Raw genomic sequence first — 14,232 nt, 5'->3', positions numbered from 1 at the left:
AACGTGCTTTCGATCTACAACACGCTGACCAAAACCAAAGCGCCGTTCAAACCGTTGGACGGCAACAAGGTGCGCATGTACGTGTGCGGCATGACCGTATACGACTACTGCCACCTCGGCCACGGCCGCAGCATGGTGGCGTTCGACCTCATCACCCGCTGGCTGCGTTTCAGCGGCTATGACCTGACGTACGTGCGCAACATCACCGACATCGACGACAAGATCATCAACCGCGCCCGCGAAAACGGGGAGAGCTTCGACGCCCTGACCGCGCGCATGATCGATGCGATGCACGAAGACGAAGCGCGCCTGAACATCAAGAAGCCGGACATGGAGCCGCGCGCCACCGATCATATCGGCGGCATGCACGCGATGATCCAGACCCTGATCGACAAGGGTTACGCCTACGCCCCCGGCAATGGCGACGTGTACTACCGCGTCAACAAGTTCCTCGGGTACGGCAAGCTGTCGCGCAAGAAGGTCGAAGACCTGCGCATCGGCGCCCGTATCGAAGTGGACGAAGCCAAGGAAGACCCGCTGGATTTCGTGCTGTGGAAAGGCGTGAAACCCGGCGAGCCGAGTTGGGAATCGCCATGGGGCGCGGGCCGTCCGGGCTGGCATATCGAATGCTCGGTGATGTCCACCTGCTGCCTGGGTGACACCTTCGACATTCACGGCGGCGGCAACGACCTGGAATTTCCGCACCACGAAAACGAGATTGCCCAGAGCGAGGCGGCCACCGGCCAGCCATACGCCAACGCCTGGATGCACTGCGGCATGATCCGTATCAATGGCGAGAAGATGTCGAAGTCATTGAACAACTTCTTCACCATTCGCGACGTGCTGGAAAAGTATCAGCCTGAAGTGGTGCGCTACCTGTTGGTATCGAGCCACTACCGCAGCTCGATCAACTATTCCGAAGACAACCTCAAAGAAGCCAAGGGCGCGCTCGAGCGTTTCTACCACGCGCTCAGGGGCTTGCCAGCGGTGCCGGCGGCGGGCGGTGAGGCATTCGTTGAACGCTTTAGCGCCGCCATGAACGACGACTTCGGCACACCAGAAGCGTGCGCCGTGTTGTTCGAGATGGTGCGCGAGATCAACCGTCTGCGTGACAGCGACAGCCAGACCGCCGCCGGTTTGGCAGCGCGTTTGAAAGAACTGGCCAGCGTGCTTGGCGTATTGCAAATGGAGCCGGACGACTTCCTGCGTGCCGGCGCCGAAGGCAAAGTGGACGCTGCGCAAGTAGACGCCTTGATCGCCGCGCGCCTGCAAGCGCGTGCCGACAAGAACTGGGGCGAATCCGACCGTATCCGCGACCAGCTCACCGCCATGGGCGTGGTGCTGGAAGACGGCAAGGGCGGCACCACCTGGCGCTTGGCGGATTGATCGTTAGCGCATAACAAAAAACCCGCCGATTGGCGGGTTTTTTGTGGGTGATGATGGATCGAGAGCCTCCAATCAATCCGCCGTCGTTCCCGCGTAGGCGGGAACCCAGACTATCCCGGCGTACATTTCGGGTAGATCGTGTCGCTTACCACAACCCAACCGTGTAACTCACAATCAACCGGTTCTCATCCAGGTCATTGCCAAAGTTCGACCGCGCTGTGGCGTTGCGCCATTTCACGCCGAGGTTTTTCAACGGGCCGTCCTGGAACACGTAGGCGATGTCCATGTTGCGTTCCCATTCCTTGCCGTCGTTGTCGCCACCCGCGCGCTCCACATCGTCGCCGTTCAGGTAGCGGGTCATAAACGTCAGGCCGGGAAGGCCGATCGCGGCAAAGTTGTAGTCGTAGCGCAGCTGCCAGGATTTTTCGTCTTTGTTTGCAAAGTCGCCGATCTGCACGTAGTTGACCAGGAACGGATCGGTGACGTTGACGTAGGCAAACCCGGTGTCGCCGCTCATGCGTTGATAGCCGGCGCCAAAGGCGTGGCCGCCGAGGCTGTAGGTGAACATGGCGCCCAAGGCGTTGTTATCGACATTACTGCTGCCGTCGTCGCGGGAGCGGGCGTAGCGGATGTCGGATTTCAGCGACTGTTTGTCCGCCAGCGGCAGCACGTGGGTGAGGTTGACGATGTGCTGTTTATAGAACTCGTCCAGGTTGCCGTAGCTGTAGGCGGTGGTGAGCTGGTCGTTCCATTTGTAGCTGCCAGAGGCGAAGTTGAATTCATCGCTTGTCAGCCCGGCCGTGGCGACGATGTTGCGCCGGCCGCCGCCGTTGATGACCATTTCTTCGTAGTCCGACGAGTCGCGGTAGTTCACGCGTTTGAGTTGCCCCGCGTCCAGGGTCAGGTTGTCGATGTCCAGCGAGTTGAGCTGGCCGCCCTGGAAAATCTGCGGCAGCAGGCGCGAGTCGTTGGCTTGCAACACCGGCACCTTGGGCATCAGCGCGCCGACTTTCAACGTGGTTTTCGAGGCTTTCAGTTTTGCCGTGACGCCCAGGTCGCCGTAGGTGTCTTGCGCCTCGCCGGTGTCGCGGTCTACTTGCAACAGGCCGGTGCCGGTGCGGCCACGGCCGGAATCCAGTTTCACCCCCAGCGTGCCCAACGCGTCGACGCCAACGCCAACGGTGCCGTCGGTATAGCCCGATTCATAGCGCAGCAAAAAGCCCTGCGCCCATTCTTCAGACTTGCTGCGAAATTCGCCGGGTTTGCCGGTGACGCCGGGCGGGTTGGGGCTGCCGTCCTGGCGATAGTCGCGGTTCATGTAGAAGTTGCGCAGCTCCAGGCTGGCTTTGCTGTCTTTGATGAAGTCTGCGTAGGCAAGCGTGGGAAGGGTTAGCGAAGCGCCAACGGTAGCCAGGGCTACAGCGTGGGGAGGTGAGCTTTGCTCATTATTGTTTTCTCCTCGTGTGCGGATCGGTCGGTGGTTGTGTGACCGTTTTGTGACCGCGTGTGAATCTAAGCACGGAGAAATCAATAGCGCCTTTTAGACCTTAGTCGGCCGGGCGCTGGGGCCAAGTCGAGGCGCCGTTTCGTCCGCCCGCTAAGCCGCATGCTAGGGCTTCTGCTATAGGGTTTTTCCCAAATAGCCGTAGGACCATCGGTCGGCCTCGTGGCGAATTGCCCTCAACTTTTGCCAAACGGTGTCGTCAACCTTGCAGATGTCTCGTCGAGGAAAACGACCATGGCTACTTCATCTGCTGCTTTTCTGCCGACCAACCTGCGCACTGGAAATGTGGGCGCTTCGTCCGCTGGCGCCGGCGCCATCGACCCGCAGAAAACCTTGGCCAATCGTCTGGCCGACCGACTGGGCCTCAAGCCCGGTGACCTGAACGACAAAGCCAGTAACTACACGCCCGACAAAGTGGCCGACCGCATTCTCGGCTTCGTGGAGGGCGGTATCAAAAGCAAAGCGGCCTCTGGCGCCGACAACGCCGAGCTGCAAGACATGCTTGAGCAAGCGCGCAAGGGCATCGAAAAAGGCTTCGCTGAGGCGAAGAAAATTCTCGATGGGCTGGGTGTGCTGGGCGGCAAGGTCGCTGCCGACATTGAAGAAACCTACAGCAAAATCACCGCTGGTTTGGACAAGCTCGGCGAAAGCCTGGGCGTGCCTGCTAGCGGCACCGCACCGGGTGAAAGCACCTCGATTACCGGCGACTACAGCGACCGCAATTACCAGGCGCAGGCGCAGAGCTTCGACATGAGCCTGACCACGCTGGACGGCGATAAAGTGCGCATTCTGGCCGCCAATGCGTCGTCCAGCGAAAGCACTAAATCTGCAGATGGCTCATCGACCAAAACCATGCAGGTGGCCGGCTATTCGGTGGAGGTGGACGGCGACCTGAATGAAGAGGAAATGGCTTCGCTGAAGGACTTGTTCAGCAAGGTTTCCGATATCTCTGACAAGTTCTATTCCGGCGATCTGCAAGGTGCCTTCGACCAGGCGGTGAAGCTGGACATCAACGGCACGCAACTGGCGAGCATGTCGCTGAACATGACCACCGCCAGCGTGCGCGCGACAGAAACCTACGGCTCGGTCGCCGGCGGCAGCAAAGCCGGGGCCAGCAACAGTGCGCTCAACGACTACGCCAAGAGCCTGGTGGACGGCCTGCAGACGGCCAGCAGCTTGTCGGATAACCCGGCGAAGGTCATGTCGGACCTGCTCAAAGGCGCGTTCAGTCTGGATGATCGCTTCGACCAAGAAGATCTGGACAAGGCGCAAACGCTCAACGACCGCCTGCTTGACGGCCTCAAAGGCTTGATCACCCCGCAAGCGCAAAGCACCACCGCGACCGCCGCTGCCAGCGGTCAGTGACTCGGCTAAACTGCGCCTCATGTTTTTTTATGAGGCGTAGTCATGCTTCCCGAATGCCAACTTTTCGGCACCTTAGGCTGTCATCTCTGTGAGCTGGCCGAGGCGCTGCTGATGCCGTTTGTTGAACACGGTTTGCTGGTGGAACTGATCGACATCGGTGACGACGAAGCGCAGGTGGAAATCTACGGCCTGCGCATTCCGGTGCTGCGCCGTTGCGACACCGGCGCGGAGTTGAACTGGCCGTTCGATGCCGACCAGATTGTCGCCTTTCTTCAGTAAGCGTTAGTCGTCGCGCGACTCGCCGCGACGGCGAGGAGAGGCGGGCGTGTCCTGAAAGACCTCGGCCACTTCGCAAGCCATTTTCTCGGTGGGCATCGGGCCGGCCACTTGCTCGCCAGCGGCCGAACACACCCACCAATTGCCGGCGCCGATCTGCTTAATCACATAACCGTTTACGGTTTTTTCCGCGCTCATTGTTTGCTCTCTTTTAAGAAAAAAGTGGCTGGCTGCACAGCATCCAGTAAAGGCTAAAACGCGGCCAATAAAAAACCCGCCAAGAGGGCGGGTTTTTCAGGGATTGGTCGGAGAGACAGGATTCGAACCTGCGACCTTCTCGTCCCGAACGAGACGCGCTACCAAGCTGCGCTACACTCCGAATGAGGCCAGATTTTACTGAAAAAGTTTTAGCGCACAAGGGGTTAGGCGGAAATTTTTCTCGGTCGCGCTAGCCCCTTTTTTTTGGCTTGAGGCGAGCCTCAAAGTTCCTTGACCGTGCGTACCTGGTCTTTGTTGACCTTGGTGCGCTTGCCGTCCAACTGCTCGAATTCATAGAAACCGGAGTCGCTGTCGTACTCGGGTTGGTCAACGGTTTGAATCTCGCGACCATCGTTCAACGTGATCACCGACGGCGACGAACAGCCGGCAAGGGCAACAAGGCCAGCGGCCAAAACAAAGGCGGGAATGATCCGCTGTTTCATGGGTTTTCTCCGGTGTGTGCAGACCGATGTCTGCGCATAGGGTTCATGCTTTTTTTACCAAGCATGAGACGCAAGCGAAGCGGCCAAGTTCAGTGGTGCAGACCAACTTGTAGCAGCGACTTTAGTCGCGATGGCGTTTACTCGGTTTTCCAAGAGAACACCTTTTCCAGGGATCGCTGTGACCTGCGCAGGTTTCGTAGGAGCGAGCTTGCTCGCGAAGCTTTTCACGATCACAAGCTTCGCGAGCAAGCTCGCTCCTACGAGTGTTCCGAACCTGTCTGGCGTTCCGTGCGCGCCAGCAACTCAGGCGTATTCAAATTCGCCAAACGCTGGTCGTCCTCGGCCAAATCCAAATACACCGCGCCTTGCGTCTCAAACGCCTGCCTTGGGCTGCGCTTGCCCGCTTGCCATGCTTGTTCAACACCAGCGGCGATAGCGCAGGGCACCACGCTAAACAGCGGTTCCCATTGCTCACCACGTCGCAGCATCAGCGGTTTTTGCTGTTCATACGCCGCCACACGCATGGCTTGAATCAGCGCGCCATCAACCAGCGGCGCATCGCAGGGCAACACCAGCAACCAATCGTGTTTGGCCACCGCCAGGCCCGCGCGAATGCCGGCCAGCGGGCCGCAAAAGTCCGGGCTGTCGTCGCTGACCATTTGATCGGCATAAGGCGCGTAGGCGGCGTGGTTGCGGTTGCAGGAAATAATCAGGTCGTCCGTGAGCGGCCGGGTGACGGCGTGCAAATGGGCGATCAATGGCTGGTTGCGCCAGTGCACCAGGCCCTTGTCCTGGCCGCCCATGCGCTGGCCACGGCCACCGGCTAACAGCAGAACGGAACAGGCGGGCAGGGTCGGCAAATCGGTCATGCAGGCTTCCGGCGCGAGAGAGGCGAGGGCTGTGATATAAACACCGACCTGCCTCCCCCACAACCGGATTTGAGCCTATGAACACCAAGGCTGATGCACCCTTTGTGCCCCTGAATATTGCCGTTCTCACCGTCAGCGACACCCGCTCGCTGGAAACCGACACCTCGGGTCAGCTATTTGTCGACCGCCTCACCGCCGCCGGCCATAACCTCGCCGCCCGTGTGCTGCTTAAAGATGATCTGTACAAAATTCGCGCCCAAGTCGCCACCTGGATTGCCGAAGACACCGTGCAAGTCGTGTTGATTACTGGCGGCACCGGCTTCACCGGCCGCGACAGCACGCCGGAAGCGGTGGCGTGTTTGCTGGACAAACAGGTCGACGGGTTCGGCGAACTGTTCCGGCAGATCTCCGTGCCGGATATTGGCACCTCGACGATTCAATCCCGCGCGCTGGCCGGGTTGGCCAATGGCACCTTGGTCTGCTGCCTGCCTGGCTCGACCAATGCCTGCCGCACCGGCTGGGACGGCATCCTCGCCGAACAGCTGGATAACCGTCATCGCCCGTGCAATTTCGTGCCGCACCTGAAACAGGCCGCGCCGTGCGAGACGCGCGGATGAGTGAGGGCAAACGCAGCGCGCTGCTGCCGGTCGAGCAGGCGCTGGAGCGCTTGCTGACGCTGGCCGAAACCACGCCCATCAAAGACACCGAGCGCGTGGCGCTGGCCGACGCCCACGGCCGTGTATTGGCCGAACCGCTGATCGCCACCCTGGATTTACCGCCCTGGCCCAACAGCGCCATGGACGGTTACGCCCTGCGCCTAAGCGAGTGGCAAGGTGAGCCCTTGGCGGTAAGCCAACGCATTTTTGCCGGCACGGCGCCGCAACCGCTGCAGGCCGGCACCTGCGCGCGGATTTTCACCGGCGCCCCGGTGCCGGCGGGTGCCGATGTGGTGGAAATGCAGGAAAACGCCGAGGTGCTGGAAGACGGCCGCGTGCGCTTTACCGAGCCGCTGAAAGTCGGCCAGAACATCCGCCCGCAAGGCCAGGAAACGCGAGTCGGCGAGACGGTTCTGGTCGCCGGCACGCGCTTGAATGCAATCAAACTCGGACTGTGCGCCACCCTTGGCGTGGCGGAAATCAGCGTGGTTCGCCGTCCTCGTGTGGCCGTGTTGTCGACCGGCGACGAACTGATCGAGCCCGGCCAGCCCCTTGGCCCTGGGCAAATCTACAACAGCAACCGCACGTTGCTTTGCCAATGGCTACGCCAGGTGGGTTGCGAGGTCGTTGACGGCGGCATTTTGCCGGACAACCTTGAGCAAACCCGCGAGCGCCTCGGCGGTTTTGACCGGGTGGACCTGATTCTGTCTACCGGCGGCGTGTCGGTGGGCGAGGCGGATTTCCTCGGCCATGCCTTGCGCGAAGAAGGCGAACTGACCCTATGGAAGCTGGCGATCAAACCGGGAAAACCGCTGACGTTCGGGCATTTTCGTGGTGTGCCGGTGATTGGTCTGCCGGGTAATCCGGCGTCCACGCTGGTGACCTTTGCGTTGCTGGCGCGGCCGTACCTGTTGCGGCGCATGGGCGTGGTGGATGTGACGCCGCTGCGGTTTCCCGTGCCGGCCGCGTTCGTCTGGCGCACCGCCGGTGAGCGCCGCGAATATCTGCGGGCACGGATTGAAGACGGCAGGGCGGTGCTTTACAGCAACCAGAGTTCGGGTGTGCTGCGCAGTGCGGCGTGGGCTGAAGGGCTGGTGGAAGTGCCCGAAGGGCGGACGCTGGTGGAAGGGGACAGTGTGAATTTTATTCCGTTGAGTGAGGTGTTGAATTAGGGGGCGGGAATGACGGGGTTTTTCTCCATCACCGTCATCCTCGCGAATGCGGGAATGACGGAGGTTTTACAAACCATCACCGTCATCCTCGCGAACGCGGGGATCCAGAATCTCTCGCCGGGCAAAGCAATCGAGGCGATTGGTGATCTATTCCCACGCAGGAAATGTGGCGAACCCGGAACCGCACTTCGGTCCGAAACTCTAGATTCCGAATTGTCGGACCACCGCCTTCGCGGGAATGACGGAGTTTTATTCAATCATCACCGTCATTCCCGCGCAGGCGGGAATCCAGAATCTCTCGCCGGGCAAAGCAACCGAGGCAATCCTTCATCCCTTCCGATGCCGCTCCCGATACTCCCCCGGCGTAATCCCAGTCCAGCCTTTAAAGCTGCGATGAAACGACCGTGATTCGGTAAACCCCAGGTAGTACGCAATGTCCTGCACCGGCAAGGTGCTGCGTGTCAGGTAATGCTCGGCCAGCTCCTGGCGCAACTGGTCGAGAATTTCCTGGTAGCTGGTACCCGCCAGTTGCAAATGCCGTTGCAGGGTGCGCACGGTCATGTCGAATTTTTCGGCCACCCGCTCCTTGCGCGGCAGCCCATCTTTGAGCAGCAAGCGCAGGGCGTTTTTCACCCGCAGCGGCAGCGGCTCGCCTTCGTCCAGCCCGGCCATCAGGGTCAGGGCGTGTTCTTCCAAGGTGCGCAGCAAGTTGGAATCGGCCTGGCGCAGCGGCACGTGGAGGTACTCCATCGGCACCAGCAGGGCGTTGACCGGCTGTTCGAAGTGCACCGGGCAGCCGAACACGCGTTCGTACTCGGCCAACTCGGTGCCTGGCGGCTGCGGATGCTCGAACCACACCGCTTGGGGCGAGCGGTCCATGTCGGCGATCCAGCGCGCGTAAAGCAGCCAGGATGTCAGCACGTTTTCGACCATATGCCGACGGATTTCAGCCGGCTGGTGTCGGCAACTCCAAATCAGCCGCAGGTGGTCGCCCGCCGGTTCCAGGCGGCTGACGCCCATGTCGCCCACCAATTTTTCGTACGGCACGATGCGGCTCATGGCTTCGCCCAGCGTCGCGCAGTTCATGGTGATGTAGCCCAGCACGCTCCACGACCCCGGCTGAGTAAAGTGCCCGGCATGCAGCCCGAACAGCGGGTCGCCGGATTCACGCAGTAAATGCTCGAGGAGTTTTTCGTGGGCTTCGCTGGGCAGACGCCGGCTGTTGTCGTCGAGGTCGTTGGCGGTCAGGCCGGCAGCAGCGAGCGCGGCGGACGTGTCCACGCCCAAGTGCTCGGCGTGGCGCAGGTATTTCAGCAGGGCGGGAACGGAGGTGTAGCCAAGTGCTTGCATGGCGTTTTTCTTGTTCTAGTGGACTGTCTTGATTGGCCACTTTGGCTGTCCTGTTTCGACAGTGATCTTCGTCAGCGGCTGGCTAGTATAGGCAGCCAGATCACGTGAAACCTACTGACCTTCGCTCGCTACGGTTTCACCCGATCTGGAGATCAATTCGAAACTGGCACAAGGAGACAGCAATGCGGCGTTGGAACGGTTGGGGTGACGAGGCCACAGTGGTCGAGCTGCCGGCACATGGCGGCGCGTTTCTGGCTGAGTTGATCGGCCCCGGGCAGCCACTGCCGGATGCCACACTGGCGCAGGTGCTGGCCCAGGTGCCCGTCTCGCGCCTGGCCATTCATCCGTTGGTGAGCACCGATGCTGAAACCCGCGTGCGCCACGCCCGTGGCCAAAGCCTGCCGGATTGGCTGGCCATGCGCGAAGGCCGCTTCGAGGTGTTTCCCGACGGCGTTGCCTTCCCGGAAACCCCGGCGCAAATTCGCGAGCTGCTCGCCTGGGCAGCGGCCCACGACGTGCTGGTGATTCCCTACGGCGGCGGCACCTCGGTAGCCGGGCATATCAACCCGCAAGCCAGCGACAAAGCGGTGCTCACCTTGTCGCTGGAGCGCATGAGTCGCCTGCTGGAGCTGGACGAGCAGAGCCTGATCGCCACTTTCGGCCCCGGGGCCAATGGCCCGCAGGTGGAAAGCCAGTTGCGCGCGCGCGGTTATACGCTCGGCCATTTCCCGCAGTCGTGGGAGCTTTCGACGCTCGGCGGGTGGGTGGCCAGCCGTTCCAGCGGCCAGCAGTCGTTGCGCTATGGGCGCATTGAGCAGTTGTTCGCCGGCGGGACGATGGAAACCTTCGCCGGCACTTTGCAGATTCCGACCTTTCCAGCCTCGGCCGCCGGCCCGGATCTGCGCGAGATGGTGCTGGGCTCGGAAGGGCGCTTCGGGGTGATTTCCTCGGTGCAGGTGCGCGTTACCCAACTGGCCGCCGAAGAAAAGTTCTATGCCGTGTTCCTGCCGTCCTGGCAGCAGGCGCTGGAGGCGATTCGCACCTTGGGGCAGGCGCGGGTGCCGCTGTCGATGCTGCGCCTGTCCAACGCCATCGAGACCAAAACCCAGCTGGCACTTGCCGGCCACCCCGAGCAAATCGCCTGGCTGGAGAAATACCTGGCCCTGCGCGGCGCTCGCGAGGGCAAGTGCATGCTGACCTTTGGCGTCACTGGTAACCGCGCGCAGAACGCGCTGTCGCTGAAGCAGGCGAAAAAGCTGTTGAAGGGTTTCGGCGGTGTGTTCACCGGCACCTTGCTTGGGAAGAAATGGGCGCAGGGGCGTTTTCGCTTTCCGTACCTGCGCGAAGGTTTGTGGCAGGCCGGCTATGCCGTCGACACGCTGGAAACCGCGACCGACTGGGCCAATGTCGACAGCCTGCTAAACAAAATCGAAGCCAGCCTGCGCGGCGGGCTGACGGATGAAGGCGAGCAGGTGCATGTGTTCACTCACCTGTCCCATGTGTATGGCGAAGGTTCGAGCATCTACACCACCTACGTCTTTCGCCCCGGTAACGACTACGCCACCACCCACGCGCGTTGGCAAAAGCTCAAGCACCTGGCCAGCAGCACCGTGGTGAATAACCGCGGCACCATCAGCCATCAACATGGCGTTGGGCGTGACCATGCGCCGTATTTGCCGGTGGAGAAGGGCGAGCTGGGCATCGCCGCGTTGCAGGCCATGGCCAACCATTTCGACCCCGACCAACGCTTGAATCCGGGCGTATTGCTGAAATGACCATGGCCACGTGGAATGCTACCTGGCGCGCCTCGGCCTTGAATGAGCTGGCCGCGCGCGAGTGGGATGTGATTGTGGTCGGCGGCGGCATCAGCGGCGCCGGCATTTTGCGCGAGGCGGCGCGGCGCGGTTGGCGCTGCCTGCTGATTGAGCAGCGCGACTTTGCCTGGGGCACGTCCAGTCGCTCGTCGAAGATGGTCCACGGCGGGCTGCGGTATATCGCCAAAGGCCAGTTCAAACTGACTCGCGACTCCGTGCACGAGCGCCAACGCTTGCTGGGCGAGGCGCCGGGTTTGGTCGAGCCGCTCAGCTTTGTGATGCCGCATTACCACGGCCAATTTCCTGGCCCAACAGTGTTCGGTGGCTTGCTGCGGGTGTACGACGCGCTGGCTGGCAAACGCAACCATCAGTTTTTTAGCAAAGACGAGCTGAGCTACCTGGCGCCCGGTTTGAAAAACGACGCGCTACAGGGCGGCACACGTTTTTACGATGCCGTAACCGACGACGCGCGCCTGGTGATGCGCGTGCTTGGCGAAGCGCGGGCCGACGGCGCCGAAGCGCTAAACGGTCTGAAGGTGCTGGAGCTGACCCGCGTGGATGGCCGTGTGGTGGGCCTTACGGCTGAAGATGGCGAGAGCGGTCAGCACGTGCGCTTCAAGGCCGGCGTGGTGGCGCAGGCCACGGGCGCCTGGGCCGACCGGTTGCGCAGCACGCACACCGACGAGCACATCCGCCCGCTGCGCGGCAGTCACTTGCTGGTGCCGGCCTGGCGCTTGCCGGTGGCCCACGCCTTCAGCTTTATGCATGCCAGCGATCGGCGTCCGGTGTTTGTTTTTCCGTGGGAAGGCGCCACGGTCATTGGTACCACCGACCTCGACCACGGCGACGACATCGACCAGGAAGCGCGCATCAGCGCAGCGGAAGTCGACTACTTGCTAAGCGCTTGCACCCAGCAATTCCCCCACGCGGCCATCGGCGCAGGTGACGTGTTGTCGACCTGGGCCGGCGTGCGCCCGGTGGTCACCAGCGGCGCGGGCAGCCTGAAGCCGTCGGATGAAAAGCGCGAGCATGTGCTGTGGACCGAACCGGGCGCCGTGACGCTCGCGGGCGGCAAGCTCACCACCTTTCGCTTGTTGGCCTTGGAAGTGCTGCATGCCTGCGCGTCCATGTTAGGCAAAACCATCAGCGATACCGGCAGTGCGGTGTTTCGCCCTGTGCCGAACGTGGCGCTGAGCGGGCTGAGCGCTACGCAACAGCGGCGTCTGGTCGGTCGCTACGGTTGCCAGTTGCCGCTGCTGCAGCCGCTGCTGGAGCAGCTCGGCAGCGAAAGCGTGGGCGCCACCGACACGTTGTGGGCGGAGCTGGCATTCGCGGCTGAGCACGAACTGGTTCTGCATCTGGATGACTTGCTCCTGCGGCGCACGCGGCTGGGTTTGCTGCTGGCCAACGGCGGCGCCGCGTTTTTACCGCGCATTCAGCAGGTCTGCCAAGCGCGCCTAGGCTGGAACGATGAGCGCTGGCAGCAGGAACAGCAGCAGTACCTGAGCCTATGGCAGCGCTGCTACAGCCTGCCGGCACAAGAACAATAAAAGGCCCGAGCCATGAGCGAAAAAAGTTACCTGCTGGCCATCGATAACGGCACCCAGAGCGTGCGCGCCTTGCTGTTTGATTTGCAGGGCAATCTGCTCGGCAAGGGCAAGGTCGATTTGCAGGCGTATTACTCCACGCAACCCGGCTGGGCCGAGCAAGATCCCGAGTATTACTGGCAGAGCCTGGGCGAAGCGTGTCGGCTGCTATGGCAACAGGTGGACATCGACAAGCGCCAGATCAAAGGCGTGTCGCTGACCACCCAGCGCGGCACCATCATCACCGTAGACGCCCAAGGCACGCCGCTGCGTCCGGCCATTCTCTGGCTCGACCAACGTCGCGCCGAGGTTCGCGGCGCAATCAAGGGGCCGTGGGGCTGGCTGTTCAAGCTGATTCGCGAAGAGGCCACCGTCGATTACTTCCGCGCCCAGGCCGAGGTGAACTGGCTGGCGCAGCAAGAGCCCGAGCAGTGGGCAAAAACTGACAAGGTGCTGCTGCTCTCGGGCTTTCTCACCCATCGTCTGTGCGGGCGCTTTGTCGATTCGGTGGCCTGCTGCGTGGGTTACTTGCCGTTCGATTACAAACGTCTGAAATGGGCTGGGCGCCGTGACTGGAAGTGGCAGGCGATGCCGGTGCGTGAGCAGCAATTGCCGGCGCTGGTGAAACCGGGTGAACGGCTGGGCGTGATCAGCGCCGAGGCCAGCCGCCACACCGGCATTCCCGCAGGTTTGCCGCTGATTGCCGCGGGCGCCGACAAAGCCTGTGAGGTGCTGGGGGCGGGTGGGGTGGAGCCGAGCACGGCGTGTTTGTCGTATGGCACCACGGCGACCATCAACACCACGCGGCGCACCTACCTGGAAACGGTGCCGTTGATCCCGCCGTTTCCGGCAGCGATTCCCGATCACTTCAATACCGAGGTCATGATTTATCGCGGCTTCTGGATGGTCAGCTGGTTCAAGCAGGAGTTTGGCCTACGCGAGATGCAGCGCGCCAAGGAGCTGGGTGTTGAACCCGAGGCGTTGTTCGACGAACTGGTGAACAGCGTGCCGGCCGGCTCCATGGGCCTGATGTTGCAACCGTACTGGACGCCCGGCATCCGTGAGCCGGGGCTGGAGGCCAAGGGCTCGATCATCGGCTTTGGCGACGTGCACACCCGCGCGCACATTTACCGCGCCATTCTCGAAGGGCTGGCGTATGCGTTGCGCCAGGGTAAGGAGCAGATCGAGAAGCGCTCGGGCAGCAAAATCACCCGTCTGCGCGTATCGGGCGGCGGTTCGCAAAGTGATGCGGCCATGCAGCTGACGGCGGATATTTTCGGCCTGCCCGCCGAGCGCCCGCACGTTTACGAAACCTCGGGGCTGGGCGCGGCTATCGATTGTGCCGTGGGGCTGGGCCTGCACCGGGACTTTCCCACCGCCATCGCCGCCATGACCCGCGTGGGCCGTGTGTTCGAGCCCAACCCGTCGGCGCAACGAATCTATGAACGCTTGTACCGCGAGGTGTACCAACGGATGTATAAGCAACTCAAACCGTTGTACCAAAGCATTCGAAGCATCACCGGCTACCCGTCCTAGGCGTGTCACAGCGACGT

The 14,232-nt window shown here is 61.8% G+C and carries 13 protein-coding genes and 1 tRNA gene; 8 read left to right on the top strand and 6 right to left on the bottom strand.

Translation table 11 applies throughout. The features are described 5' to 3' along the window. Positions 1-3 precede the first annotated feature (3 nt). On the top strand, positions 4-1,386 hold the full coding sequence (cysS, locus tag AC0IW7_RS15065) for a cysteine--tRNA ligase (RefSeq protein ID WP_471819081.1): 1,383 nt from the start codon (positions 4-6) through the stop codon (positions 1,384-1,386). Between the two features lie 145 nt (positions 1,387-1,531). On the opposite strand, the gene AC0IW7_RS15060 is transcribed toward cysS, so the two are convergent. Further along, positions 1,532-2,800 carry an OprD family porin gene (locus AC0IW7_RS15060; protein ID WP_471819256.1) on the bottom strand — a complete coding sequence of 423 codons (1,269 nt, stop codon included), beginning with the start codon at positions 2,798-2,800 and terminating at the stop codon, positions 1,532-1,534. A gap of 324 nt (positions 2,801-3,124) precedes the next feature. Here AC0IW7_RS15060 and AC0IW7_RS15055 point away from each other — a divergent pair, with 324 nt between their 5' ends. Further along, the gene (locus AC0IW7_RS15055) at positions 3,125-4,255 is read left to right on the top strand and encodes a DUF5610 domain-containing protein (RefSeq protein WP_471819079.1); all 1,131 of its coding nucleotides are present in this window, start codon (positions 3,125-3,127) and stop codon (positions 4,253-4,255) included. Between the two features lie 42 nt (positions 4,256-4,297). Continuing rightward, entirely contained in the window at positions 4,298-4,534 is a 237-nt protein-coding gene (locus AC0IW7_RS15050) for a glutaredoxin family protein (RefSeq protein WP_471819077.1), read from the top strand. 3 nt (positions 4,535-4,537) lie between these two features. On the opposite strand, the gene AC0IW7_RS15045 is transcribed toward AC0IW7_RS15050, so the two are convergent. From AC0IW7_RS15045 to mobA, 4 genes are all read right to left on the bottom strand, one after another. Further along, on the bottom strand, positions 4,538-4,729 hold the full coding sequence (locus AC0IW7_RS15045; protein ID WP_122450560.1) for a hypothetical protein: 192 nt from the start codon (positions 4,727-4,729) through the stop codon (positions 4,538-4,540). A gap of 104 nt (positions 4,730-4,833) precedes the next feature. Next, positions 4,834-4,910 (bottom strand) — tRNA-Pro (locus AC0IW7_RS15040). Positions 4,911-5,010: 100 nt separating this feature from the next. Next, positions 5,011-5,232, bottom strand: coding sequence for a YgdI/YgdR family lipoprotein (locus AC0IW7_RS15035; RefSeq protein WP_471819075.1), 222 nt, complete (start codon positions 5,230-5,232; stop codon positions 5,011-5,013). 257 nt (positions 5,233-5,489) lie between these two features. After that, on the bottom strand, positions 5,490-6,101 hold the full coding sequence (gene mobA, locus AC0IW7_RS15030; protein WP_471819073.1) for a molybdenum cofactor guanylyltransferase MobA: 612 nt from the start codon (positions 6,099-6,101) through the stop codon (positions 5,490-5,492). Between the two features lie 77 nt (positions 6,102-6,178). Between mobA and moaB the strand changes: the two genes are divergently transcribed. Together moaB and AC0IW7_RS15020 are read left to right on the top strand one after the other, a co-directional pair. After that, positions 6,179-6,718 carry a molybdenum cofactor biosynthesis protein B gene (moaB, locus tag AC0IW7_RS15025; RefSeq protein WP_122495379.1) on the top strand — a complete coding sequence of 180 codons (540 nt, stop codon included), beginning with the start codon at positions 6,179-6,181 and terminating at the stop codon, positions 6,716-6,718. After that, entirely contained in the window at positions 6,715-7,929 is a 1,215-nt protein-coding gene (locus AC0IW7_RS15020; protein ID WP_471819071.1) for a molybdopterin molybdotransferase MoeA, read from the top strand. Before moaB ends, AC0IW7_RS15020 begins: the two co-directional genes overlap by 4 nt. A 327-nt stretch (positions 7,930-8,256) precedes the next feature. Here AC0IW7_RS15020 and gliR read toward each other — a convergent pair whose 3' ends face one another. Further along, positions 8,257-9,279: an AraC family transcriptional regulator GliR gene (gene gliR, locus AC0IW7_RS15015; protein WP_471819068.1), complete on the bottom strand. Its 1,023-nt coding sequence runs from the start codon at positions 9,277-9,279 to the stop codon at positions 8,257-8,259. Positions 9,280-9,461: 182 nt separating this feature from the next. On the opposite strand from gliR, the gene AC0IW7_RS15010 reads away from it, so the two are divergent. From AC0IW7_RS15010 to AC0IW7_RS15000, 3 genes are read left to right on the top strand one after another with little or no spacing between them, the layout of a single operon-like run. Next, positions 9,462-11,054, top strand: a complete 1,593-nt coding sequence (locus tag AC0IW7_RS15010) for an FAD-binding oxidoreductase (protein ID WP_471819066.1) — start codon at positions 9,462-9,464, stop codon at positions 11,052-11,054. A 2-nt stretch (positions 11,055-11,056) separates the two neighbouring features. After that, a complete protein-coding gene (locus AC0IW7_RS15005) occupies positions 11,057-12,643 on the top strand; it encodes a glycerol-3-phosphate dehydrogenase/oxidase (protein WP_471819064.1) in 1,587 nt (528 codons plus the stop codon). A gap of 12 nt (positions 12,644-12,655) precedes the next feature. After that, on the top strand, positions 12,656-14,215 hold the full coding sequence (locus AC0IW7_RS15000) for an FGGY-family carbohydrate kinase (RefSeq protein ID WP_471819062.1): 1,560 nt from the start codon (positions 12,656-12,658) through the stop codon (positions 14,213-14,215). Positions 14,216-14,232 lie beyond the last annotated feature (17 nt).

It is taken from the genome of Pseudomonas sp. AC229, from assembly GCF_979254655.1.
Note: the sequence above shows the minus strand (reverse complement) of the source record. Positions and strands in the feature narration are given on the sequence as shown.

Bases quoted from the DNA above. Each gene is read 5' to 3' on its own strand.
- AC0IW7_RS15055 (WP_471819079.1), top strand. From the start codon at position 3,125: ATGGCTACTTCATCTGCTGCTTTTCTGCCGACCAACCTGCGCACTGGA.
- AC0IW7_RS15050 (WP_471819077.1), top strand. From the start codon at position 4,298: ATGCTTCCCGAATGCCAACTTTTCGGCACCTTAGGCTGTCATCTCTGT.
- AC0IW7_RS15045 (WP_122450560.1), bottom strand. From the start codon at position 4,729: ATGAGCGCGGAAAAAACCGTAAACGGTTATGTGATTAAGCAGATCGGC.
- AC0IW7_RS15035 (WP_471819075.1), bottom strand. From the start codon at position 5,232: ATGAAACAGCGGATCATTCCCGCCTTTGTTTTGGCCGCTGGCCTTGTT.
- mobA (WP_471819073.1), bottom strand. From the start codon at position 6,101: ATGACCGATTTGCCGACCCTGCCCGCCTGTTCCGTTCTGCTGTTAGCC.
- moaB (WP_122495379.1), top strand. From the start codon at position 6,179: ATGAACACCAAGGCTGATGCACCCTTTGTGCCCCTGAATATTGCCGTT.
- AC0IW7_RS15020 (WP_471819071.1), top strand. From the start codon at position 6,715: ATGAGTGAGGGCAAACGCAGCGCGCTGCTGCCGGTCGAGCAGGCGCTG.
- gliR (WP_471819068.1), bottom strand. From the start codon at position 9,279: ATGCAAGCACTTGGCTACACCTCCGTTCCCGCCCTGCTGAAATACCTG.
- AC0IW7_RS15010 (WP_471819066.1), top strand. From the start codon at position 9,462: ATGCGGCGTTGGAACGGTTGGGGTGACGAGGCCACAGTGGTCGAGCTG.
- AC0IW7_RS15005 (WP_471819064.1), top strand. From the start codon at position 11,057: ATGGCCACGTGGAATGCTACCTGGCGCGCCTCGGCCTTGAATGAGCTG.
- AC0IW7_RS15000 (WP_471819062.1), top strand. From the start codon at position 12,656: ATGAGCGAAAAAAGTTACCTGCTGGCCATCGATAACGGCACCCAGAGC.